The following is a 23,431-nucleotide window of genomic DNA, read 5'->3' on the forward strand; positions in this document are numbered from 1 at the left end:
CGTCTGACATCAGGCCTTGACGTGGGCCTTGACGTAGTCGATGGCGGCCTGCACGGTGCTGATCTTCTCGGCTTCTTCGTCCGGGATCTCGCACTCGAATTCTTCTTCCAGGGCCATCACCAGCTCGACGGTGTCCAGCGAGTCAGCGCCCAGGTCATCGACGAACGATGCGCTGTTGGTGACTTCTTCTTCCTTGACGCCAAGCTGTTCGACGACGATTTTCTTGACGCGTTCTTCGATGGTGCTCATGGGATCTCGCTCCAGATGGAGTTGTGGTTCAAAAGTGGTCGCCATCAAAGGCGATGGCCGTGGGATAGTGTAGTGGAAACCGGCGCGGCCTTGCATCGCAGCAAAAACCTCCGCAGATCAACCACTTGCGGCGCAATCCCTGCGCCCCTTGCTTACGGCATGTACATGCCGCCGTTCACATGGAGGGTTTCGCCGGTGATGTAACCGGCAGCCGGGCTGGCCAGGAAGGCCACCGCATGGGCGATGTCTTCCGGCGAACCCAGGCGTTCGAGGGCGATGTCGTTGATCAGCGCGGTACGCGCTTCTTCCGGCAACGCCTTGGTCATGTCGGTGTCGATGAAGCCGGGAGCGACCACATTGACGGTGACACCGCGCGAACCGATTTCCTTGGCCAGCGACTTGCTGAAGCCGATGATGCCGGCCTTGGCGGCCGCGTAGTTGGCCTGGCCGGCATTGCCGGTCACGCCCACCACCGATGCGATGTTGATGATGCGGCCCTTGCGCGCCTTCATCATGCCGCGCATGACCGCCTTGCTGGTGCGGAACACGCTGGTCAGATTGGTGTCGATGATCGACGCCCAGTCCTCGTCCTTCATGCGCATCAGCAGGTTGTCGCGGGTGATGCCGGCGTTGTTGACCAGGATCGAGATCGGGCCGAATTCCTTGGCGATGTCCGCCAGCACGGCATCCAGCGCGGCAGCGTCGGTGACGTTCAGTGCGCGGCCGTGGCCACCGTGGGCGGCCAGGCGCTCACCGATCGCAGCGGCACCGGATTCGGTGGTGGCGGTGCCGATCACGGTGGCGCCCTGGGCGGCCAGCAGATCGGCGATGGCGGCACCAATGCCACGGCTGGCGCCGGTGACCAGTGCGATTTCACCCTGCAGGGGCTTGCTCATGATGTTTTCCTCAGGCTGGGGCGGCCGCCGCACCCGTGCCGCGTGCAGCGGCCACCGGTACGGTCGGCAGGAACAGGGGGTATCAGGCCGACCATGCCTCGCGGGCGCCTTCGAAGTCGCCCGGCGTGGCCAGTGAACGGCCATCGATGGCCTTGTCGATGCGCTTGACCAGGCCAGTCAGCACCTTGCCCGGGCCGCACTCGGCGATCTGGGTGATGCCACGGGCGGCCAGCGCCTGCACGCAACCGGTCCACTGCACCGGCTGGTACAACTGCTGCACCAGTGCGGTGCGGATCGCGTCGATACCGTCATGGACCTGGGCATCGACGTTCTGCACCACCGGCAGCTGCGGCGCGTGCCAGTTCAGGCCGGCCATCACCTCGGCCAGACGGTTGGCGGCTTCGCGCATCAGCGGGGTATGCGAGGGCACGCTGACAGCCAGTTTGACCGCCTTGCGCACGCCCTTCTCGGCCAGCAGCGCCAGCGCGCGGTCGACTGCATCGGCATCGCCACCGATCACGATCTGGCCGGGCGAGTTGAAGTTGGCAGGCACCACCACCTGGCTGCCTGCGGCTTCGGCGCAGACGTCCAGCACCAGCTGATCCTCGGCGCCAAGCACCGCAGCCATGGCGCCGACGCCAGCCGGAGCGGCTTCCTGCATCAGCTGGCCGCGCAGGCGCACCAGGTGCGCACCGTCATGCAGGCTCAACGCGCCAGCGGCAACCAGCGCGGTGTACTCGCCCAGACTGTGACCGGCCAGAACCGACGGACGCGGACCGCCCACGGCGTTCCAGGCGCGCCACACGCCGATGCTTGCGGCCAGCAGGGCCGGCTGGGTGTATTCAGTACGGTTGAGCATTTCCTCCGGGCCGCCCTGGGACAGCGCCCACAGGTCGACGCCGGCACCATCGGATGCCTCGGTGAAGGCGTCACGCACCTGCGGGTGCAGTTCGGCCAGCTCGGCCACCATGCCCACAGACTGCGAGCCCTGGCCGGGGAAGACAAAAGCGAGGGTGGATACGGTCACGCGGTCATCCGCTTGTTGCAATCGAAGCGGGCCATGATAAGGGGGAACATGCCGTGTCGTCTGTACGTGCGCGTATGCACGCGTATGGTGGGCGGTCGGGCAAGCGCAACGGGGCCAGATCCCTTTTCCGCAGGAAAAGGGATCTGGCCCCTATCAGCCATCAGCAGAACAGCTGCAGGACGTCCAGATCGCCGTCGGCGAGGAAATCCACGCACAGGCCCACCAGCATCAGTACGCCAGCGGTGCTGGCGCCGTGGGCAATGAAGATGGAATGAGCCAGCGCGCGCGCTGAGCGGCCCAGCTTCATGCATACCCGGGCCAGGCTGCGCAGGCGGCCACTGACTGCGTGCACGTGCTCGCGCACCGGCGCCTGGGCATCGCCCATCGCCTCGGCCATCATCGCCTGCAGCTGCTCCGGGCGGTCGGCGTAGTACTTGGCCACGCCGTAGCCGAACATCAGCCAGTCGCGGGCCTGTGCTTCGGACAGATCCATCACTTCCAGCGGATCTTCCTCGAAGTCGATGAAGCCCACCTGGTGCCCATCCCAGGTGAGGTTGCGCGGCAGCGGCTGGCCGAAATAGGCACCGCGTCCATGCGCCTCGGCGATGGCCTGCATCGCCGCCATCACCAGCCGGTCGCGACCGGCCTCATCGGCCTGCCGCAGGCAGGTATTGAACGAATTGCCGTTGTCGCCGATCACCAGCGCGGCATGGCCGGTGCCCAGCACGTCGGGAACGTTCACGCCCTGCGCCTGCAGTTCCCCCAGGCGACGGGCTTCGGTTTCGCGCGCTGCATCACCGCCGCGGTGCGGTGGCGGGCGCAGGGCATCGAGATGGAAACGGCGGGCAACAAAATTGAGCAGGCCCAGGGCCAGTGCTCGGCTTCCCTTGCCGTACTGCTTCAGCCAGGCACGTTGCCCTTCAATGACGATGGGCTCAACCATGACAGGTCCTCCTTAAAACGCGTTACGGCCCCAGAGGGGCCGTAACGACAAGCTTCACGTTGTCGTAACTTGCGCTATCAATAGCGCAACAGGGCCGAACCCCACGTGAAGCCGCCACCGAAGGCCTCCAGCAGCAGCAGCTGGCCGCGCTCGACCTTGCCCGAGCGCACGGCGGCATCCAGCGCCAGCGGCACCGAACCGGACGAGGTGTTGCCATGCTTGTCGACCGTCACCACCACCTGGTCCATCGACATCTCCAGGCGCTTGGCGGTGGCTTCAATGATGCGCAGGTTGGCCTGATGCGGAATCAGCCAATCCAGGTCGGACTTGTCCAGGCCGTTGGCAGCCAGGGTCTCGTCCACGACCGAGTCCAGCGCCTTGACGGCGTACTTGAACACGTCGTTACCCTTCATGTTGATGGTGCCACCACCATTGGCGCCGTCCTTGAAGCCGGTCGAGACGCCGACCGGGTTCCACAGCAGCTCCTTCTTGCTGCCGTCGGCATGCAGGTGGGTGCTGAGGATGCCGGTGTCTTCGTCGGCCTTGAGCACGACAGCGCCGGCGCCATCGCCGAACAGCACGCAGGTGGTGCGATCGTTCCAGTCGACCATGCGGGTCAACGTTTCAGTGCCGATCACCAGCACGTGCTTGCAGTCGCCGGAGCGGATGAATTTGTCGGCCACGCCCAGCGCGAACACGAAGCCGGAACAGGCTGCGTTGACGTCGAAGGCGGGGCACCCGGCCACACCGAGCTTGGCCTGGATCAGGCACGCGGTGGACGGGAAAATGAGATCAGGGGTGGTCGTGCCGACCACGATCATGTCGAGCTGCGAGGCATCGATGCCTGCGGCTTCAAGCGCGCGCAGGGCGGCGTTGTAGCCAAGGTCGCTGGTGGTTTCGCCTTCGGCCGCGATGTGCCGTTCACGAATTCCGGTGCGCGACTGGATCCACTCATCCGAGGTTTCGACCATTTTTTCCAGGTCGGCGTTGGTCAGGACTTTTTCCGGCAAATAGCTACCGGTGCCCGCGATCCTCGAATAGATCCGCTTGCTCATCATGTTTCCTGTTGCGCGGGCCGCCGATCACCGGCACGCCCGGGAAAGAAGGCAAAGGCCGCTGCCCGGAGGCAGCGGCCTTCCCGGCACATCAATCTTCTTCGACGGCCGAGGTCTTGGTCTGGATGACCTTCTTGCCGCGGTAGAAACCGTCGGCAGTGATGTGGTGACGCAGGTGCACTTCGCCGGTGGTCGGGTCGGTCGACAGCTGCTTGGCGCTCAGGGCGTCGTGGGCACGACGCATGCCGCGGCGGGACGGGGTGACACGGGATTTCTGCACAGCCATGGGATTGCTCCAAACTCGGTTCGATTTGCTTCGTCGTATCGTCGCGCAGGACGCCAGCGCCCAGCACACTTTCGCTTTCGCCGCAGCCGCCGACGACAATCCGGCTGCTATTGTTTCTTCAGTGCTGCCAACGCCGCAAACGGGTTGGCCTTCTTCGTTTCTTCTTCGCTCGGCGCCCAGTCCTTGTCGACTGCTTCGCCATCGGGCGACAGCGGTACAACCGGCACTGCCAGCACCAACTCGTCCTCGACCAGGTCCAGTGGACGCAGCTGGCCGTCTTCCGGCACCAGCAACGCCTCGTACTCCTCCGGCAGGGACGATTCCTCGTCCTCGTCGCGGATCAGGCCAAGCCTCTGGGTCATCTTCACCGGCAACAGGAATCGCTGCATGCTGCGCTGACAGGTCAACGGCAACGCGGTATCGATGGTCAGTTCCACATAGGATACCCGCAAGACGTCGTCGCGACCGAATTCAAGCGAGTAATTGCACTCACCTTCGGTATCGGCGACCAAGCCCTGCAGGCGGGTCAATTCAGCCAGGGAGACCTGACCGTCGAAGCGCCTTCGCGCTACAACCATCCGCCAGGCATCCAGCGTTTCGGGCACGTTCGCGGACATAAGCCGCTGAATACTAAGGATCGGGGCGGCAGCTGTCAAATGCCCGCCATACAGGACTTGCTGCTGGCGCCGCGCACGGGCCAGACTGCCGCGCCCTGCCCCGGAATTCTCGCATGCCACTGGTCCTGGCCTCCACCTCCCGCTACCGGCGCGAACTGCTGCAACGGCTGGGCCTGCCTTTCGACTGCGCCCGCCCGGACGTGGATGAAACCCCGTTGAACGGCGAGGCCCCGCTTGCCCTGGCCACGCGCCTGGCCGCCGCCAAGGCCGCCGAGGTGGCCGCCCGGCATCCGGGCGCCTGGGTGATCGGCTCGGATCAGGTGGCGGACCTGAACGGCCTGCCGCTGGGCAAGCCCGACACGGTCGAGGCCGCCTGCGCACAGCTGGCAGCGATGTCCGGGCAGACCGTTCGCTTCCATACCGCCGTCTGTCTCAGCCATGATGGAGATTCGTTCGCGACCCTCGACCTGACCGAAGTTCGGTTCCGCGCATTGGAACAGGATGAGATCGCCCGTTACGTCGCCGCCGAACAGCCGCTGGACTGCGCCGGCAGCTTCAAGTGCGAGGGTCTGGGCATCAGCCTGTTCGAGGCGATCGACAACCGCGACCCGACCGCACTGATCGGCCTGCCGTTGATCGCAGTGTGCGGACTGCTGCGCCGGGCGGGGTTCGCGGTGCCCTGAACTGTAGCGTCGAGCCATGCTCGACTGCTTCTGCTGTAGATGGCAGGCAACCCGGAAAAAGCAGTCGAGCATGGCTCGACTCTACAAAAGCAGGAGTCAACGAACCTCGAACGGCTGCTCCTGCCACGCCTCCACGCTGCCATCGCGGCCGTACAGGCGCAGGCCCAGCCAATGCCGCCCAGGTACCAGCGTCGTCGTGTCCAATGAGGCATCGAAGCCAACGGCGGGATGCTGCGGATCGGTGCTGTCCGGCCAGGTCTGGCGCACATCGAAGGCGCGTCCATAGCGCGCATCACCGATCGAGCGGCCATCGACCAGCACTTCAACCCGTGCCAGGCCGACACCGTCCTTGAACGCCCAGCCCTTGATGGCGAGCGTTCCGGAAACCGTTTCACCGTTGGACGGCGCATCCAGCCAGGCCATCGCCGGCGTCACGCACGGCCCCTGCGCGCGCTGCACCGGCAGCTGGAACAGCAGGAAGCGCTGGAAACCATGGTCACTGCTGACCACCCGCGGCGCCGGCAACGGTCCCACTTGTTCGCAGATGGCGTGATAGCGCGCCAGCAGATCGCGGTAGCGCTGGTCACTGGGTGACAGCACCAGCAGCATCGGTGCCGAGCGCTCACCCTCATGCAGCAGGCCCCACTGTGCCAGCTGTGCGGTGCGCCCATGCTTGTCGTTGAGCGGATGCGGCAACACCTCGATATCACCATTGCCCAGCTGGAAACCCAGTTCGGCACCGACCTTGAAGTTGCCGGCCAGCACGCGCGTCCCTTCCGGCATCTGCCGCAGCTCTTCGTGGACCGCGACCGCCAGTGGTTGCCAGCCGGCGAAATTGCGCGGGTAGTACTTGCTGCCGGCCAACTCTTCACGCAACGAAGGCGTGGACGCCATCAGGTAGTAGCCGAACGCGAGCACCATGCCTGCGCCGGCCAGCCACCAGCCGGTGCGGCGCAGCCAGCGCGGCCACCCGTTGAGTACCACCGGTACGGCCACCAGCAGCGCCAGGTAGCCCGGCAGCGGCCAGTGGAAACTGATGCGCTCGACGTCGGTGAAGAAGCCCAGCAGGAAGATGCCCAGCGTGGATACGCCCCCCACCAGCCCGAAGTAGCGCCACTGCACGCGCGCGCCACCGCCGCTGCGGGTACCGGCCAGCGCCACCTTCCACATCGCCATGCACAGGATCGGAGTGACCAGCATCGGCTGGATCACCAGGAACCACAGCCCACCCCACTCGAATGTCCAGGGATGGCGCTCGACCACCTGGAATTTCAGCCCGGCATCGTGGTTGTCTGCATTCCATGCCAGCAGCGGCAGCCATGCCAGCACGCCCACCGCCAGTGCAACCCACACGCGCGGGTCACCCAGCATGCGCCGCCCCTGCGGCAGCGCCAGCAGCGCAATGAAGCCGACGCCGATGACACCGATGAAGCGATAGTGGCTGAGCGCACCGATCGCCAGGCCCAGCGCAAGCTTCATCGCCGACGATGCGTCGACGTTGTGCAACAGCCGCGCACCTGCATGCAGACAGATCGCCGCCGCCAGCGCCATCGGCACATCCGGCACTGCCAGCAGGCCCAGCGTTGCCGACAACGGCATCAGCAGCGTAAGGCTGCCCGCCTGCCAACCCGCCACATTGCCGAACCAGCGCGTTGCGGTGCGCACCACCAGCAACGGCAGCAACGCGCCGATGGCCAGGAACGGCAGGCGCAGGGCGAGTACATGATGGCCGCCAATCTCCACGCCCAGCCGTGCCAGCCATGCCGTCAGCCCGGGCAGATCCGAATACGCGGCCGCCAGGTGCTGGCCTTCCTGCCAATAGAACGCCTCATCGACGAACAGCGGCAGGCGCGCAGCCACCACCAGCTTGGCCGCTGTGACCAGCGTCCACAACCAGAGAAATATCGTTCGTGCGCGCTGTTCGCCTTGCATTGCTCTATGGATAATCGAGTGGATTCCAGATCTGAGACGATCATGACAGCCTCGTCCCCCAATCCCAGCATGCTAACCGATCAACTGCGTCAGGCCCTGCGGGAGGCACAGGATCAGGTAAATGCACTGGTACTGGGCAAGGTGCCGGAAGTCAGGCTGGCTTTTGTCGCCCTGCTTTCCGGCGGCCATCTGCTGATCGAAGATCTGCCCGGCCTGGGCAAGACCACACTGGCGCATGCACTGGCCAGCAGCCTCGGCCTCAGCTTCCAGCGCGTGCAGTTCACCTCCGACCTGCTGCCCGCCGATGTACTCGGTGTCTCGGTGTACGACGCCGGCAGCCGCCAGTTCCAGTTTCACCCGGGCCCGGTGTTCACCCATGTGCTGCTGGCCGACGAGATCAACCGTGCACCGCCGCGCACACAGAGCGCACTGCTGGAGGCGATGGCCGAACAGCAGGTCACCCTGGATGGACAGACCCACGCCCTGCCCGATCCCTTCTTCGTGATCGCTACGCAGAACCCGGTGGATCTGTCCGGCACGTTCCCACTGCCGGATTCGCAGCTGGATCGCTTTCTGCTGCGGCTGGCGATGGGCTACCCCAGCGCGCAGGCCGAACGCGAGCTGCTGCGCGGCACCGATCGCCGCGACCTGATCGCGCGTGCCGTACCGAAACTGGATGACACCCAGGTGCGTGCGCTGCGCGACGCGGTGAGCCAGGTGCATGCCAGCGACGCGCTGATCGACTACGTGCAGGCGCTGCTGACCCGCAGCCGCCAGCACGCCGGCGTGCGCGTGGGCCTGTCGCCGCGTGCGGGTCTGGCCCTGCTACGCGCGGCCAAGGCGCATGCGCTGCTGTTGGGGCGCGGCCATGTAGTGCCCGAGGATGTGCAGACCCTGTTCGTGGCGGTGGCGGGCCATCGCCTGGTGGCCGAGGCCGAATCCAGCTCGGGGCCGGCACTGGCGCGCGCGATCCTGCAGACCGTTGCGGTCGACTGAGCGTGGCCACACGCTGGGCACGACTGCAGCTGATGGCTCGCCCGCGCAGGCCCGAAGCGCTGCCGCAGCGGCTGGACCGCCACCGCATCTACGTACTGCCCACCCGCTTCGGCCTGTTCGTCGCCACCCTGCTGGCAGCAATGTTGCTGGGCGCGTTGAACTACAACAACAACCCGGCGCTGCTGCTGGCCCTGCTGCTGGCGGCCGCAGCGATCGCCAGTGCCATCGCCGCGCACCTGCAACTGTCCGGCGTGCAGATCGACGCCATCTCCGCCGAGCCGGTTCCAGCCGGGCAACCGCTGCGGCTGCGTGTGGACCTGTCTCTGCGCGATCCCCGCGCACGTCACGGCCTGCACCTGCAGCTGGGCGGCAGCGAGGCCTGGACCTCGTTGCCTGCACACGGCCGTGGCGAAGTAGAGCTGGAGGTGCCCAGCGAGCGCCGCGGCTGGCTGGAACTGCCACGCATCCGCCTGTCCACTACACAGCCGCTGGGGCTGGTGCGCGCATGGTCGTGGGTCTGGCCGGAACAACCGCTGCTGGTCTATCCACTGGCCGAAACACTGAGCCCTGCGCTACCGGAGAGCGGCAACGATCCGCTGCATACCCGCGCCCACGCCAGCGGTGAGGAACTGCACCAGCTGCGGCCGTACCGCGCAGGTGATGCCCCCCGCAGCATTTCGTGGAAGCACTCGGCGCGCCGCGACAGCCTGCTGGTGCGCGAGTACGAAAAGCCGATCGGCATCGAAGTCATCCTGGACTGGCGCACGCTGGCGCCACTGGGCCATGAAGCACGCATCGCGCGGTTGGCGCGCTGGGTGGACATGGCCGAGCGCGAAGGCCGCCGCTACACCTTGCTACTGCCGGCGCATCCTCCCTTCGGCCCCGGCCAGGGTGCCAGCCACCATCACCTCTGCCTGCGCGCGCTGGCGTTGATGCCGCATGACTGAGTCCCCTCTCCTGCTCGACCGCACTACCCGCACCTGGACCCTGGCCAGCGCGGCGCTGGCGCTGTTGCCATTGCTGCTGCAGCTGCCGCCACTGCTGGCGGGCGTGATCGCGCTGGCGGCGATCATCACCGCCGCCCTGTCGTGGCGAACGCTGTTGCCAATGCCGGTGCGCCTGTTGCTGGTACTGGCCATGCTTGCCGCCATCGTCTGGCAGATGGGCATGGTGCGCCCAGGACGCGATACCGGCTGCGCCCTGCTGGCGGCGATGCTGGCGATCAAGTCCAGCGAGCTGCGCAGCCTGCGCGATGCGCGCAGCCTGCTCGGCTTCGCGCTGTTCTCGCCGTTTGCGGCATTCCTGCTTGACCAGGGGCCGCTGACCACGGCGCTGGCTGCCCTGGCCGGAGTCAGCGCACTGCTCGCCCTGCAACGCCTGGCCCAGGATGAAGGCCACGCCGGCCGCCTGCCGATGCGCGGGCAGCTGCGTGGGGTCGGCCGCCTGCTGGCGATCGGCCTGCCGCTGGCGCTGGCCTGCTTCTGGCTGTTCCCGCGCCTGGCAACGCCGCTGTGGGGTGTTCCCGAGCGCGCCGTCGGCACGCCGGGGCTGTCCGACAGCATGGAACCCGGCCAATGGCTGGACCTGATGGCTGATGACACCCCGGCGCTGCGCGTGCAGTTCTTCGGTGCTGTGCCCGAGCCGGCACAGCGCTACTGGCGCGGGCCCGTGCTGACCGCCTTCGATGGCCGGCGCTGGACGCGCGACCGGGCCAGCGCGCGACGACCCGCCGCAGTGGTCGACGCCGGTGCGCAGGGCTGGGACTACCAGATCGACTACGAGCCCACCGACCGCCGCCAGCTGGTGGCGCTGGACCTGCCCAGCCGTGCCCCGGCAGGCAGCACGCTGGACGCGGACATGAGCCTGAGCAGTGAACGCTCGCTGGCCTCGCTCAGCCGTTGGCGACTGCATTCGGCGCCACCGCAGCGCTTCGACAGCGCGCTGTCGCCCTACCTGCGCCGCGCCACGCTGCAGCTGCCCGCCGGCTTCAATCCACGTACGGCAACCCTGGCCCAGCAATGGCGGCAGGATGCCGGCGGCGATGACGAGGCCATCGTCCGCCGCGCGCTGCAATGGATCACCACCGATTTCTCCTACACGCTGGAAACGCCGCCGGCGGGGCGCGATCCGGTTGACGAGTTCCTGTTCGGCTACAAGGCCGGCTTCTGTGAACACTTCAGCTCGGCCTTCGTGGTGCTGATGCGCAACGCCGGCATTCCGGCACGCGTGGTGACCGGCTTTGCCGGCGGCACCCGCAACCGCCTGGGCGACTACTGGGTGGTGCGGCGGATGGACGCCCACGCCTGGGCCGAGGTGTGGCTGCCGCAGCGCGGCTGGGTACGGGTCGACCCCACCGCGGCCGTGGCACCGGAGCGCATCCTGGACACACTGGATGACCGCCTGCAGGCCGGCACGGGCACACCCCTGCAGCAGCGCTGGCTGCAGCTGGGGCAGATGGGCGACTGGCTGCGCCGCGGCTGGAACGACCTGGTGCTGTCCTTCGACGCGCGTCGCCAGCAACAACTGCTCAAGCCGTTCGGGCTGGACGACCTCGGGCCCGGACAGCTGGTCGCCGGCTTTGTGATCGCCGCGTTGCTGGCGCTGGCGTGGATGGCCTGGCTGTTGGCCCGCGGCGAGCGCGAACGTGATCCGCTGCTGCGTGCCTGGCATGGGCTGGGCCGGCGTTATGCCCGCCTCGGGTGGGCCCGGCATCCCCATGAAACCGCAGGGGACTGGGCACACCGGGTGCACGCCCAGCATCCCGATCCGGCCCTGCTCACGCTCAGCCAGCGTTTCGCTGATGCGCGTTACGCTGGAACTTGCACCGACCTCGCTTCATTATTGCGGGACCTGCGCAGGCATCGCCCGACTTCCGGAGCCTCCCCATGAACACCAAGTTCCTCCTCACCGCTGTGGCCACGCTGGCCCTGTCGGCCTGCGCCACGGCCCCCAAGCCGCTGCAGGGACAGTTCAGCCTGGTCTCCCCGCGCGACTCGGTCGCCACCCAGCAGGTCGGTACGCCGGTCCGTTGGGGCGGTCGCATCATCGAAACCAAGCCCGGCCAGGGCGAGACCTGCTTCCAGATCATCTCGCGCCCGCTCAATGGCAGTGGCCGCCCGAATACCACTTCATCCGACGCCAGCGACGGCCGCTTCATCGCCTGCCGTGCCGGCTTCTACGACCCGGCCTTGTTCGAGGCCGGCCGCGACGTGACCTTCATCGGCAAGATCGACGGCTACCAGAACACCCGCATCGGTGATTACGACTACCGCCTGCCGAAGCTGTCGGCCGATGTGATCTACCTGTGGCCGGAACAGCGCCAGGTCGACGTGGTGCCCTACCCCTATGGTCCGTGGGGCCCGGGTCCGTACGGCCCGTACTGGGGCGGCTACGGCCGTTGGGGCTGGTGGTGATCATTGCCACACAGGCATGACGGAAAAGGCCGCCCTCGGGCGGCCTTTTTTTGTTCAATGGATCCACACCGTGGATGGATGCCCGGCGCTCAACGCCCCGGGGTACCGAAGTGTCCCAGCGGCGCACCGGCCAGCAGGTGCATGTGGATATGGAACACGGTCTGCCCGGCATGCTCGCGGCAGTTCATCACGATGCGGTAGCCATCCTGAGCAAAGCCCTCGCGGCGCGCGTACTCGGCGGCAGCCAGCGCCAGCTTGCCGATCAGGTGCGCCTGCGACGGCTGCAGGTCATCCAGGGTCGGAATGATCTCGTTCTTCGGAATGAACAGCACGTGCACCGGCGCCTGCGGTGCGATGTCCTTGAAGCCCAGCACCTCGTCATCCTCGTAGACGATGGTGGCCGGGATCTCGCGACGGATGATCTTGCTGAAGAGGGTTTCGTTGCTCATGGTCGGCCTCGGCGGGAATGTCGTCCGCATTGTAGGCCGCCCGCGCCAGGCCATGCCCGGCCTTCGCTCAATCGCGGAATTCGCTGCGCGTCCCGAACGCGTGCGACAGCGTGCCGCGGTCAACGTACTCCAGTTCGCCGCCCAGCGGCAGGCCCTGCGCCAGGCGGCTGGGCTGCACCTTGCGTGCGCGCGCCAGCTGCGCCAGGTAATGCGCGGTAGCCTCGCCCTCCACAGTGGCACTGGTGGCGATGATCAGCTCCTGCACCTCACCTTCGGCCAGGCGCTGCTCCAGCTGCTCCAGGCCCAGTTCACGCGGGCCGATGCCATCGAGCGGCGACAGGCGGCCCTGCAGCACGAAGTAGACGCCGCGGAAGCCGGTGGCGTTCTCGATGGCCAGGCGGTCGGCCGGCGATTCGACCACGCACAGCTGGCTGCGCTCGCGGCTGCTGTTGGCGCAGGTCGGGCACAGCTCGGTTTCGCTGAAATCGCGGCACTGCGCGCAGTGGCCGATGCGCTCCACCGCCAGCGCCAGGGTTTCGGCCAGGCGCTGGCCACCTTCGCGCTCGCGCTCGAGCAGGTGGTAGGCCATGCGCTGTGCGGTCTTCTGGCCGACGCCAGGCAGCACCCGCAGTGCGTCGATCAATTGTTCAAGCAGGGGTGCGGACACGGCGGCATGCTTTCATGGCGTCGAGCAGGCTCGACAGCTACGTGTAGAGTCGAGCCATGCTCGACTGAGGGTTGCAGCGGGCGCCTGCGGCAACAGGCGCCCCGCCGAACATCAGAACGGCAGCTTCATGCCCGGCGGCAGCTGCATGCCGGCGGTGGCCGAACCCATCTTCGACTTCGACTCGGCATCGATCTTGTTCGAGGCGTCGTTGAAGGCGGCGGCAATCAGGTCTTCCAGCATCTCCGGGTCGCTGGCCAGCGACGGGTCGATGCGCACCTTGCGGCATTCCTTGGCGCCGGTCAGGGTCACGCTGACCATGCCGCCACCGGCGCTGCCGGTCACTTCGATCTTGGCGATTTCTTCCTGGGCCTTCTGCAGGTTTTCCTGCATCTTCTGGGCCTGCTGCATCAGTTGGGCGATGTTGCCGCGCATAGTGTCTTACTCGTCAAAAGAACGGATGGAATCGGAAACAACCCGGGCGCCGTGCTGTTGGATCAGCACCTGCACTTCCGGATCGTCCATGAAAACAGCCTCTGCCACCTGCTGCCGCTCGCCACGCTGGCGATCGGCACGCTGGTGCAGGGTCTCGGCCGGAACGTGTTCGGTTTCCACGGTCTCGACCACGATCTTCGGCGCCTGGCCGAGGGCCTTCTGCAGCATCTCGCCCAGGGCGGCCAGCGCGCGCTCCGAGCGCAGGTATTCAAATCCGGGCGAAAGGCCCAGTTTCAAGGTCCCGTGCTGGCAACTGATGAAGGCAGCGTTGGCCGCCAGCTGCCGCGACGGGCCGCTCAGGCCGCTGTTGGCAACCAGATCCAGCCAGTCCTCGGCGCTGGCCAGATCGCTGACACCTTCCAGCGGCGCGGTCTCCTGCACTGGCGCGGGCTCAGCCGGCGCGATGGCAATGCCTTCGGCGCGGAACGGGCGCTCGGACGGCGCAGGCTCGCTGGGAGCCGCGACGGGAGCCGGCGGTTCATGCCAGGGCGCCACCATGGCGGCGTCCGGCCCAGCCATCTCGACTGCCAGCGCCTCGTCTCGCGCCTCTGCTTCGTCGGTGGCCCATGGCGGCAGGTCGTCGCCCGCTTCTGCTTCAACGGACGGCGGTGCCGCTGCCTCGGCCTTCACCGGCGGCGGCGACACGGGCTCTTCCACCGGAACCGGCTCGGGCTCCGGCGTCGGATCAGGCTCGGGTTGCGGGGCCGGCTCAGGTTCGGGTTCAGGTTCGCGCGGCGCGGCCTGCACCGGAGCGGCCACTTGTGCCGCCACGGCCGGGGTTGCCGCAGCGGCCGCAGCCGCCGGCGTCGCTTCGTGGGTACCCGCAGCGCTGCCGCCACCGGCTGCATTGCCGCCCGGCGCATTGCCTGCACCCTCCACCGACTTCGGCACCGGCGGGACCGCCGCGGCCGGACGGAACGCCAGCATCCGCAGCACGGCCATTTCAAAGCCCGCGCGCGGGCTCGGCGCCAATGGCAGGTCACGGCGGCCGTTCAAGGCCATCTGGTACCAGAGCTGCACCACTTCCGGACGCAGGCGTTCGGCGAACAGCGTCGCATCCAGGCCTTCGGCAGCCGCTGCGGCACCCGGTACCAGCTGCTGCACCTGGATGCGATGCAGGCCTTCGGCCAGCGCTTCCAGCACGCCGCTCCAGTCCGGCGAGAATTCGGCCAGCGCAGCCACCACCTGCAACAGGCGCGGACCATCGCCGTCGGCCAGCGCATCGAGCATCGCTGCCACCTGGGTGCGGTCGACCGTGCCCAGCATGGTGCGCACCACGTCCTCGCGCAGCGCACCGCCGGCGTAGGCGATCGCCTGGTCCAGCAGCGACAGGCCGTCACGCAGGCTGCCGTCGGCGGCCTTGGCCAGCTGCACGATGGCGCTGCCGTCAGCCTCGATCTCTTCTGCCGCCAGGATGCGGGTCATCTGGCCCTGGATCTGATCCTCATCCAGGCGCTTGAGGTTGAACTGCAGGCATCGGCTGAGCACGGTGACCGGCAACTTCTGCGGGTCGGTGGTGGCCAGCAGGAACTTGACGTGCTCCGGCGGCTCTTCCAGCGTCTTCAGCAGCGCGTTGAACGCCGCCTTGGACAGCATGTGCACTTCGTCGATCAGGTAGACCTTGTACTTGCCACGCGAGGGCATGTACTGCGCGTTCTCGATCACCTCGCGCACGTCATCCACACCGGTGTTGGACGCGGCGTCGATTTCCAGCAGGTCGATGTAGCGCCCGGCGTCGATGTCCAGGCAGGCCGCGCACTGGCCGCACGGGTCGGCGCTGGTGCCCTGCTCGCAGTTGAGCGACTTGGCGAAGATGCGCGCGATGGTGGTCTTGCCCACGCCGCGGGTGCCGGTGAACAGGAACGCATGGTGGACCCGGCCGCTGTCCAACGCATTGCTGAGCGCACGGACCACGTGTTCCTGGCCCACCAGCTCGGCAAAACGCTTCGGACGCCACTTGCGGGCAAGGACGAGATAGGACATCAGGCCACCGTTTTCCATCGGATGTTCCATTGTGCCATGCCTGTCCAGCCCCCTCGCCTCCGGCACGTCCTTCGCAGGTTCCTGACCGGGGTGCTTGTGAAGTGCCGCGCAGCCCGCTAGAATCTGCGCCCCTGCTGAGGCGTTTGCCGATGGCAGGGATCCGGAGAGGTGTCCGAGTGGTTGAAGGAGCACGCCTGGAAAGTGTGTAAGCGTCTAAACCGCGCTTCGGGGGTTCGAATCCCCCTCTCTCCGCCAGACTCTGCAAACCCCTGAGAAATCAGGGGTTTTGCTTTTCTGGGCCTAGCAAGGGGCAGGACACAAATCGGGACACATTCCGATGAGAGTTCCCCATCACTTGATCAAGACGCCAGCGGGGTTTTCGTTCCGTCAGCGCGTGCCCGTCGACCTCCAGCCCCTTCTGGGTTGCCGAATTCTCAAGCGAAGCCTTCGAACGCGCGAAATGCGCAGCGCCCAGGCTTGCGCCCTGGTACTGGCCGCCCGCTATGCTGAGGTCTTCAGCGCCATCAGGAAGAACGGCATGGGCGAGAAGACGGCAGAGCAATGGCTCCGGGAGCTTCGGGGACAACGGCTCCAGGACTACACCCTGGAACGAGACGCCAATGGCGCCCTGCGTATCCAGGCGGAGCCAGGCGAAGACACCGAGGCGCTGACTCGCGCTATCGAGAGCATCGGTCGGGTCAACCCTGCGTTCTTCGGCGCGGCAGCCGCCCCGGCAGTTCCCTCCAAGCCCCAGCCCAGCAAGGTCCTGTCGCTGATGGAAGCGCGTGATCTTTGGCTCAAAGCCATTGCTCCCGACACCATCCCCAAGACCTACAGCATCAAGAAGTCGGCGATTGACGGGTTCGTGCGCACGACTGGCCCTGACTATCCCTTGCCGAGCATCAACCGGATCGACCTGTCGAATTTCTATCAGTCACTCGCCGATGCTGGCATCTCAACCCCGACCCGAGTGAACAAGCAGTCTTATTTGGGTGGCTTCTTCGACTGGTTGATTGCCGCTGGCTACTACACAGACAGTAATCCGGCCCGAAGCCATGTCTCATACGGCAATAGCGCCAAGCGTAAGCGGCGCAAGCTGGGCTTCAAGGCCTTCGACCTCAAGCAGATCAGCCTCCTCTTTGCTCCATCGGCCTTTGCCACCTTGTCACCTGCCGCGCGCTGGGCAGCGTTGTTGGGCCTGTATACGGGCGCCCGTGCCTCTGAAGTTGGGCAGCTGCTGGTGAGCGATGTGCAAACGGAGGGAGGGGTGGCCTACATCCATATTAATGACGACGGCGAGCACCAGCGCCTCAAGAGCGAGGCCAGCATCCGGACTGTCCCGATCCACGCCGACCTGATTGCCCTGGGCTTCGGCGACTATGTTGCCAGCCTGCCCACTTCAAGCCGTCTCTTCCCTCAAGCGAAAGTCAATGCCGTTAATGGCGCGGGGAACTGGATCTCCAAGGCCTTTACCCGCCACCTCGCCGAGCATGGGAAAGCGTGGCCCAAGGCCAAGCGCGGTTTCCATTCCCTGCGTAAGACGGTCATTCAGCAAATGCAGGGATTCGGTGTCGCCTCAGAAATGCGCGCCCAGATCGTCGGCCACGAGCTTGATGATGAGCACCATCCCGTTTATAGCCGCGAATTCACCCCGGCAGAAAAGCTCAATGGGCTGGTCACTCCCGAATTCAAAACAGCGGGTCTGTCATCCCTGAGCTTCAATCTTGAGCTCGCTGCACTGAAGGAGTTGCTGGGATAGCGGATCTCCGCGCCAGGAAAATTACATGGAACGTCTAGGAGTATCTCTAACGGGCCAACATTGGCACTGACAATCGCCACAACTATTGCGATCAACGCAAATGTTGGTTTTATGAAAGCTCCCCCACGTTAGGAGCTTCATATGCCCTTAGAAAGAAAGCTAGCTATCGCTAGTCGAGTGCTGTGCCCTTTGATTGCCCAAGACCGGACACGAGACACGCAAGAGCGGATCGAGGACATCATCCATGCCCTCGAAATCGCCGACGAATTGATCAACCGATGCATGCACCCAAAGCCTCCTGCTGACGACCACACACTGAAACCTGCTGTTAGGGTCAGAGAGGCCGTGGTAGAACGCGACCAGGTGCAGCTCAGCGACATGATTTCAGAGCGCCGTGGCGCAGTGTCAAAGCCCACTCGCGGACCTACCTACCACTGAGTTTTCGAAACTGGAGGTTGGCTGAGGCCCCGGCTCACCGGGGCCTTCGCTTGCCTATCAATGCAACCGCACTCCGCGTTCCTTTGCCTGCTTCATTGCTAGCAAGCCATCAGCAGGAATGGTCGCTGCAGGAGCGTCAGTGGGCGCATCCCCCAACACTGGATATCTACGCAGCAACACTTCACTCCAATTCTCCAGCTGTGAGAGGGACTCATCTGTCTGGCTGTTGTAGTCCTTCTGAGCGGCGGGGCCAGTGGCCTCGTGAGCGCGTTGATACTCCAGGCGCCCAAGTTCGAAGGCCCGAACCCGGCGCGCCCGACGCCGCGACCAATCCGACCGATTCAAGAGGCCCGGCCTTGGGTTCTGGCTTTCGAAGTTCTCCAAGGCAAATTCTGCTTGGGCCAATAAGTGGTGGGCTCGATCTTCAGCTTTCAGCCTACGCTTGAAGCGTAGAGCGTCCCGCTTCAACTTCTTCAGTCGCACGAGCAGCTCTTCCAAGTCGCCACGGAGCCTGGGCGCTGCGACGTGAGTGGATATCAGAGCAGCACTGCTGCGGAGCAACCTGCGCGTAAATCTAAGCCGATCTCGCAGCGCCTCAATCCACGCCTCGCCCCAAATTTCTAACACAGCCTTCAACGCCTGCTTGGATGCGGTGGCCTGTGGCTGCCGCGCCTCGTCATCGGCAATCGCTTCAACTGGCAGACTTCCCTCCACCGCTTCAACCACAGGGCTCACCACGTCGGAAGACAGCATTGTTTGGATGGCAGGATGCGAAGGAGCCGCGCCCGGGCCGACCAAGATGGCTTGATCGGATGCGGGTTCCATCAACTTGCCCTGCTCTGCCAGGTCAGCGACGGCACGATCCCAAGCAGCATTGTTATCGCGAGCGATTCCGTCATTGCCCTGCTTCAGATCTGTATCCGTACCTCGGCGGTGCAAGGCAGTGGCGTCTTTGCCCATGTGAAGTCCTGGAGCACGGGAAAGCTCCGCTGCTGTGAGCTCATCTCCTTGCTCTGCGGCTTCAGCCGCCTGCTCTTTCAGGCTTCGGTGGTCCACACGGGTCGAGACACCGGCTGCGGCTAGGTGAGCATTGATGGCTTCCCCTACCATCGCGCGGATCCATTCCACTTCGCCTCGGCCAGAAGGACCACCATCCAGCTCCCTGGTCTTGTCCTTCAACCCGTCTGCGTCCATACGCCTGGTCGTAGCAAGGATGTGCACGTGATAGTTAAGGCCATCTGCCGTTTGCGGCTCGTGGATACTGGATTGGACGGCGAATCGGTAGCGCTGGACAAGGCAGCGCGATATTTCAGCTGCGAGGTCTGAACGCTGCTCGTTGCTCAGTTCGTGCGGCAGCGCCACTTCGAACTCACGGGCAACGGTAGCGTCTTTGCGCCGCTCTGAAGCCTCGGCTGCAGGCCAAAGCTGCCGAGGATCGAAAGCCCAATCGGGAGCGTCGTCGGGAGCGAGGCAACGGGTCTCAACGACCCCACCGCGCCTTCGGTAGTCGTGCCGAAGCCCCGTTCGCTCATCGAGGATCAGCAGGCCTGCACGATAGGCCGCTGCAGCGGTGGATGCGTGCCCCTGGGCACGGCTGAAGGTCTTTACTCTGGTGTGATAGATGGCCATTGATGCTCCTTGTTCGGGCCCCCGCACTTGCCTTTATGCCTACGATTTAGGCTTTGGCAAGCGCTTTTTTAGGGGGTCAAGGGGGCACAGCCTCTTGCGCACGCATTGCCCGCAGGGCAATGCCTAAGTGCGCTCTTGCTCTGTCGCTTTAGGTTCGCAACAAAAAAGTTCCGCCAGCAAGCGAGCGAGCGCGTAGATCGTGGTTGCGGATTACCAATCCAACGGAACGAGCTTCTTCCCCCGCCACTCCTCCACAAGGCATACGCCCTCTAGCTCGCCCCAGACTTCCTGATTAGCGTGATCCAGGACGATCACTTGCAACGCACCCTTGGCGGCCACCACACGCTTCCCAATTTCATCGAAGATGCTTCGAACTGCCTGAATATCCTCCTGATCCACCAGTCTCTTGTCTTTCTCACCCGTAACCTTATCGATCACCACTGCCGGGAAATAAACCTGACTCGGCTGATCGTAAATAATAAGACCCGGCACCGGGCTCGGGGGATGCTTGAGGAAATAGATCTGGAGCGCCAGAGTCACCGCAACGTGATACGCAAGCCAGTTGGCCCCACTGCCGATCTCCCAAAGGTAATCCATCCGCCCATTGCGAGACACCCTTACTGTGAGCTCCTTCGTATCCAGTCGCACCGGGCTGTCACCCCACTCTGCATTGAGTGACGGAATGATCGTTCCGGTGATCTGCTGAATCTCGTCAAGAATGCTGTCCAGTCGCCGTTGAAGGGCAGCCCCATTGATATTGCCATTGATCTCACTCAGCCTCTTGCGCAAGTCAGAGATTTCGCCTTCAAGCTCTGGAGACGAGTCCGACGCCTCGTACTGACTGAGCAGCTGCTGCAGACCCCCTAAGAACCTATCAATTGTGGAGGTCAGAGTAATTTCCTGCCTAGCGGCCTCAGAGCTTGCTTCGTATGCGCGAATCTCCTGCCGCACGATGGCTATCTCAGACAGCACATTCTCAGTCAGCACTCGCTGCCGCTGATACTCTGCATCTAGAGAGGTAGTAGCGAGAGGATGCGCCTGGAGTTTTGCCTCCACCTCCAATAATGCATTCGATAGCAAATCAAGTGATTTCGCAGTTTCGGATGGGAATAGCAGAGAAGCATCGTTTCTTCTCTCCACCTCATCACGCATCCAAGTCGATAAAGAAATACGCTCACGTTGTATACGAAGAGCGCCAGCGTAGTCATCGCTCCCCTCTCGCAACCGCTTCAACTCCATCAACCGCTGCCGATGTCCCGACGCTTTAGCGGCCAAATCCTGCTCTCTGGCACGGAGCTCAGAAAGCACATTAAGAGTCGCCTCAATCCCCTCAACTGACGCAGACCGGCCGATGTGGTTGACGCCTGCAATTTCCTGAAGCTCTTCCAAGATCTCTGGCCACCCAGCTGGCTGACCCTGCCGAACCGACAGGCCAAGTTCTCGACCTTGGGTTAGCCAGCGCCGACCCTCCGAAACTCGCCTCTCAGATATAGAGCTCGCCTCTCTAAGCTCGGATTCAAGCTTCTTAAGCCTCCGGCCCAGCCTATCTGCCTCATGCCTCAGCGCAATGGTCTTGGACGTGACAGCATTCAACACATACGGAAGGACAGTTTTGAGCTTCTCCCGGTGCTCATTAGAGTCGGCCTTGTAAAAAAGAACATTCGGATTTGCAACGATGTTCTGAGGCTGGAAGACTAGAGATGTTAGATCCCTAAAGGACGGTCGAAGCTTGTAGCCATACTCAGTGTCGGGTTCGAAGTCCAACTGTGTAAGACCAGCAAGTCGATCAAGAAGTCCACGCACAGCACTAGCCGTGGTGTTGCCCTCATCCAAGCTCTGAGGCACTTCGACCTCGCCAGACTCAATAACAAACATCTCACCGGTCTGCGCTTGCTCACCCGGCTCCTTTCGCGCAAATAGCTTCTGCCCCTCCACCGTCTCAACAAGAATTCCAAACCATGAACACTCGTCTCTAATAACACCAACGGGAACTGCACACGTCTTGGATGCCAAACAATAGTCAATTATTGGAATGACAGCTGACTTACCAGTTTTGGAAGCACCGGTTATTACATTGACCATACCAGGCTCGAATACTACTTCCCTGATTTAACCACCATTTCGCGGCCAAAGAACCAGCTTCAAGATTTGGAAATACATTAGAAGGCCACCCTGAGAATTGACGCAACTTGATCGACGGGAAGGCGCCCAAACCAAACCCCCAGCTTCTCACACGCCAAACCTAGCTTTCGCATACTCGAACTCGGCGATGGAATTTCTGAATCTAAGGACAAGACCGTTGCGGTCCCCGGGTCCACAATGATGAATTTCGCCATTGTGCCGGTAGTCAATGAGGCAAGCGAAAGGCTGCGAAGCGCAATCGCTCGCTCATGAATAGCAAGCAGACTCTCTTGTTTGGCGCCGAGCTTTGCCGCGAACAAAGTTAGCCCTGAAGGCATATTTGTCCCTATCAGCGCGCTCTTGGATTCTCCGTGGAGCGCTATCGGAAGCACCAAAAATGCGAGGGCAATCGGAAGCCCTCGGCCGGACTCCGAAAAATATCCGGACGCGGCACGCCATATAAGATACGACCCGAACGACGGGTTATATATCAGATCCAGACCCGACAAACGGGCAGGAGCTTTATTGGATCCAATAGCAACGACCACGATTTATTCCAATAGTGATAGGTAGGCCGGATGCCAACCGAGCTTCATTGTTCCCGAGAGCTCGTTAAAACAGCCGTGAGTAAAGTGCCCCGGCACGCTTTTCCCTTGTAGAGATAGCTCTAGCTTCCTACATTCGGCATACACGGCCTTACCGCGACTTACATCATTGAGACTTGAGTGAAGCACTTCAAGACTGTCGCATATGGCCGAATGCCGCTGCAGAAGCCCGCTCTCCCATTCGTCCAATGACCCCGGAAGCAGTATCCCCTCCTCGCCCCACCTAGTCTTGCTGGAAATGGCTCTCAAGTAGTCATTGATGGCTTGTAGCTGTTGCTGCTTACTAGCCTCGATCAACTCCAGCTGCCGCACGAAGGTTGGCCTGGAGACAAACTCCATATCAATTTCGACCGGATCTATGGGAGGAGAATCAAAATCGAAATAAGCCGGAAGATTAATTTCTTGGACAAAGCGCCTGACAGTATCCTTGAACTCGCCAGCATTGATTGCGCCAGGCTTTCCCATCTCCAGCAAGCGATCAGATTTCACCTTGGCCGCCCCCAATGCGAACGAGATGATTCGTTCAAGCAGAAGTGGGGATACTGCGGCTTCATAGCGCAGGCGGATGGAGGCAAATGGATCTCCATCGCGAACAATCTCAAAGCGGGTCGCCAGCGAGAGCTGTTCATCGGGCTCGGCCGAAAGAAACCTGCTGACAAAGGGATAGACCTTCGACTTCTTTTTCGCCGAGGTGAGCTGGCTATTGATGCGCGCGACCAATTCCGCAACATCTTGCGCGCTGCTGGCCTTTGCTAACGCCCTTGCAAATTCGCCCGGCTCATGGTCTGGCGTTATGTAGAGGCATAGCTTGGATACGACATCAAACGGAGCGTGATCCTCAAGCCAATTATGGACAGTCTTCCATAGGTCCACAGACCAATCTGACAAAGGATTGCTTTTGACTCGCTTCGTCTGCTCAAGCAGCTTTGTCCCGTCGCTATAAAGCACCGATACATCGTCATCGTGCTCAACAAAAACGGTTGAATCCGGAGGTTCATTCAAAAGCCGTGCGCATAGCCGCACAGTCTGCAAGCCGTATCCGAGGTATGGCCCGGGAGCGCTGTGTTTTGTCGCCTTGGTTGACATGTCCGTTGCCCAGCCCCGCCTGCTGAGCCTCATTCATACTTCACATCCACTTAACCCGTCAAGCTCGGCAGCCAGAGCGTTCGCGCGACGAATCACGAAAGCGAG

22 protein-coding genes and 1 tRNA gene are annotated in these 23,431 nt (G+C 63.6%); 7 read left to right on the top strand and 16 right to left on the bottom strand.

The genetic code is table 11. From position 1 onward, the window contains the following. Positions 1-9 precede the first annotated feature (9 nt). The 7 genes from acpP to ACJ7C5_RS05325 form a co-directional block, all read right to left on the bottom strand. The gene (gene acpP / locus ACJ7C5_RS05295; RefSeq protein WP_005408313.1) at positions 10-249 is read right to left on the bottom strand and encodes an acyl carrier protein; all 240 of its coding nucleotides are present in this window, start codon (positions 247-249) and stop codon (positions 10-12) included. 152 nt (positions 250-401) lie between these two features. Beyond that, complete coding sequence (gene fabG, locus ACJ7C5_RS05300) at positions 402-1,145, bottom strand: 3-oxoacyl-ACP reductase FabG (protein ID WP_412703269.1); 744 nt, start codon at positions 1,143-1,145, stop codon at positions 402-404. A gap of 82 nt (positions 1,146-1,227) precedes the next feature. Beyond that, entirely contained in the window at positions 1,228-2,172 is a 945-nt protein-coding gene (gene fabD / locus ACJ7C5_RS05305; RefSeq protein ID WP_412703270.1) for an ACP S-malonyltransferase, read from the bottom strand. Positions 2,173-2,332: 160 nt separating this feature from the next. Then, the gene (locus ACJ7C5_RS05310) at positions 2,333-3,115 is read right to left on the bottom strand and encodes a BUD32 family EKC/KEOPS complex subunit (protein ID WP_088024743.1); all 783 of its coding nucleotides are present in this window, start codon (positions 3,113-3,115) and stop codon (positions 2,333-2,335) included. Positions 3,116-3,192: 77 nt separating this feature from the next. Continuing rightward, positions 3,193-4,170, bottom strand: coding sequence for a beta-ketoacyl-ACP synthase III (locus ACJ7C5_RS05315; RefSeq protein ID WP_014646186.1), 978 nt, complete (start codon positions 4,168-4,170; stop codon positions 3,193-3,195). A gap of 91 nt (positions 4,171-4,261) precedes the next feature. Beyond that, complete coding sequence (gene rpmF / locus ACJ7C5_RS05320) at positions 4,262-4,456, bottom strand: 50S ribosomal protein L32 (protein WP_004154640.1); 195 nt, start codon at positions 4,454-4,456, stop codon at positions 4,262-4,264. Positions 4,457-4,563: 107 nt separating this feature from the next. Further along, the gene (locus ACJ7C5_RS05325; protein WP_088024741.1) at positions 4,564-5,073 is read right to left on the bottom strand and encodes a YceD family protein; all 510 of its coding nucleotides are present in this window, start codon (positions 5,071-5,073) and stop codon (positions 4,564-4,566) included. A gap of 113 nt (positions 5,074-5,186) precedes the next feature. Here ACJ7C5_RS05325 and ACJ7C5_RS05330 point away from each other — a divergent pair, with 113 nt between their 5' ends. Then, on the top strand, positions 5,187-5,756 hold the full coding sequence (locus ACJ7C5_RS05330; RefSeq protein WP_412703271.1) for a Maf family protein: 570 nt from the start codon (positions 5,187-5,189) through the stop codon (positions 5,754-5,756). A 96-nt stretch (positions 5,757-5,852) separates the two neighbouring features. On the opposite strand, the gene ACJ7C5_RS05335 is transcribed toward ACJ7C5_RS05330, so the two are convergent. After that, positions 5,853-7,688: a glycosyltransferase family 39 protein gene (locus tag ACJ7C5_RS05335; protein ID WP_094001988.1), complete on the bottom strand. Its 1,836-nt coding sequence runs from the start codon at positions 7,686-7,688 to the stop codon at positions 5,853-5,855. Between the two features lie 69 nt (positions 7,689-7,757). Between ACJ7C5_RS05335 and ACJ7C5_RS05340 the strand changes: the two genes are divergently transcribed. From ACJ7C5_RS05340 to ACJ7C5_RS05355, 4 genes are read left to right on the top strand one after another with little or no spacing between them, the layout of a single operon-like run. Further along, positions 7,758-8,684, top strand: a complete 927-nt coding sequence (locus tag ACJ7C5_RS05340) for an AAA family ATPase (RefSeq protein WP_412703272.1) — start codon at positions 7,758-7,760, stop codon at positions 8,682-8,684. 32 nt (positions 8,685-8,716) lie between these two features. After that, positions 8,717-9,631, top strand: a complete 915-nt coding sequence (locus ACJ7C5_RS05345) for a DUF58 domain-containing protein (protein ID WP_057501959.1) — start codon at positions 8,717-8,719, stop codon at positions 9,629-9,631. Beyond that, positions 9,624-11,573: a transglutaminase TgpA family protein gene (locus ACJ7C5_RS05350; RefSeq protein WP_412703273.1), complete on the top strand. Its 1,950-nt coding sequence runs from the start codon at positions 9,624-9,626 to the stop codon at positions 11,571-11,573. The genes ACJ7C5_RS05345 and ACJ7C5_RS05350 overlap by 8 nt, the downstream gene beginning before the upstream one ends. After that, positions 11,570-12,097: a Slp family lipoprotein gene (locus ACJ7C5_RS05355; protein ID WP_412703274.1), complete on the top strand. Its 528-nt coding sequence runs from the start codon at positions 11,570-11,572 to the stop codon at positions 12,095-12,097. The genes ACJ7C5_RS05350 and ACJ7C5_RS05355 overlap by 4 nt, the downstream gene beginning before the upstream one ends. Positions 12,098-12,186: 89 nt before the next feature. On the opposite strand, the gene ACJ7C5_RS05360 is transcribed toward ACJ7C5_RS05355, so the two are convergent. The 4 genes from ACJ7C5_RS05360 to dnaX form a co-directional block, all read right to left on the bottom strand. Then, positions 12,187-12,546 (bottom strand): histidine triad nucleotide-binding protein, encoded by a 360-nt coding sequence (locus ACJ7C5_RS05360; RefSeq protein WP_014036181.1) that lies wholly within the window; start codon positions 12,544-12,546, stop codon positions 12,187-12,189. Between the two features lie 67 nt (positions 12,547-12,613). After that, positions 12,614-13,213 carry a recombination mediator RecR gene (recR, locus tag ACJ7C5_RS05365; protein ID WP_154262515.1) on the bottom strand — a complete coding sequence of 200 codons (600 nt, stop codon included), beginning with the start codon at positions 13,211-13,213 and terminating at the stop codon, positions 12,614-12,616. 111 nt (positions 13,214-13,324) lie between these two features. Beyond that, positions 13,325-13,645 (bottom strand): YbaB/EbfC family nucleoid-associated protein, encoded by a 321-nt coding sequence (locus ACJ7C5_RS05370; protein ID WP_004154630.1) that lies wholly within the window; start codon positions 13,643-13,645, stop codon positions 13,325-13,327. A 6-nt stretch (positions 13,646-13,651) separates the two neighbouring features. After that, positions 13,652-15,688: a DNA polymerase III subunit gamma/tau gene (gene dnaX / locus ACJ7C5_RS05375; RefSeq protein WP_412703275.1), complete on the bottom strand. Its 2,037-nt coding sequence runs from the start codon at positions 15,686-15,688 to the stop codon at positions 13,652-13,654. A 162-nt stretch (positions 15,689-15,850) separates the two neighbouring features. On the opposite strand from dnaX, the gene ACJ7C5_RS05380 reads away from it, so the two are divergent. Beyond that, positions 15,851-15,943 (top strand) — tRNA-Ser (locus ACJ7C5_RS05380). An 82-nt stretch (positions 15,944-16,025) separates the two neighbouring features. After that, entirely contained in the window at positions 16,026-17,447 is a 1,422-nt protein-coding gene (locus ACJ7C5_RS05385; protein WP_099533872.1) for a DUF6538 domain-containing protein, read from the top strand. A gap of 495 nt (positions 17,448-17,942) precedes the next feature. Here ACJ7C5_RS05385 and ACJ7C5_RS05390 read toward each other — a convergent pair whose 3' ends face one another. The 4 genes from ACJ7C5_RS05390 to ACJ7C5_RS05405 form a co-directional block, all read right to left on the bottom strand. Beyond that, on the bottom strand, positions 17,943-19,514 hold the full coding sequence (locus tag ACJ7C5_RS05390; protein WP_412703276.1) for a MobA/MobL family protein: 1,572 nt from the start codon (positions 19,512-19,514) through the stop codon (positions 17,943-17,945). A 210-nt stretch (positions 19,515-19,724) separates the two neighbouring features. After that, positions 19,725-21,596, bottom strand: a complete 1,872-nt coding sequence (locus ACJ7C5_RS05395) for a DUF3732 domain-containing protein (protein ID WP_412703277.1) — start codon at positions 21,594-21,596, stop codon at positions 19,725-19,727. 77 nt (positions 21,597-21,673) lie between these two features. Then, positions 21,674-22,183, bottom strand: coding sequence for a three component ABC system middle component (locus tag ACJ7C5_RS05400; RefSeq protein WP_412703278.1), 510 nt, complete (start codon positions 22,181-22,183; stop codon positions 21,674-21,676). Between the two features lie 3 nt (positions 22,184-22,186). After that, positions 22,187-23,326 (bottom strand): ABC-three component system protein, encoded by a 1,140-nt coding sequence (locus ACJ7C5_RS05405; RefSeq protein ID WP_412703279.1) that lies wholly within the window; start codon positions 23,324-23,326, stop codon positions 22,187-22,189. Between the last annotated feature and the right edge of the window lie 105 nt (positions 23,327-23,431).

The sequence above is a fragment of the Nocardiopsis yanglingensis genome (genome assembly GCF_045809185.1).
GTDB classification, from domain to species: domain Bacteria; phylum Pseudomonadota; class Gammaproteobacteria; order Xanthomonadales; family Xanthomonadaceae; genus Stenotrophomonas; species Stenotrophomonas yanglingensis.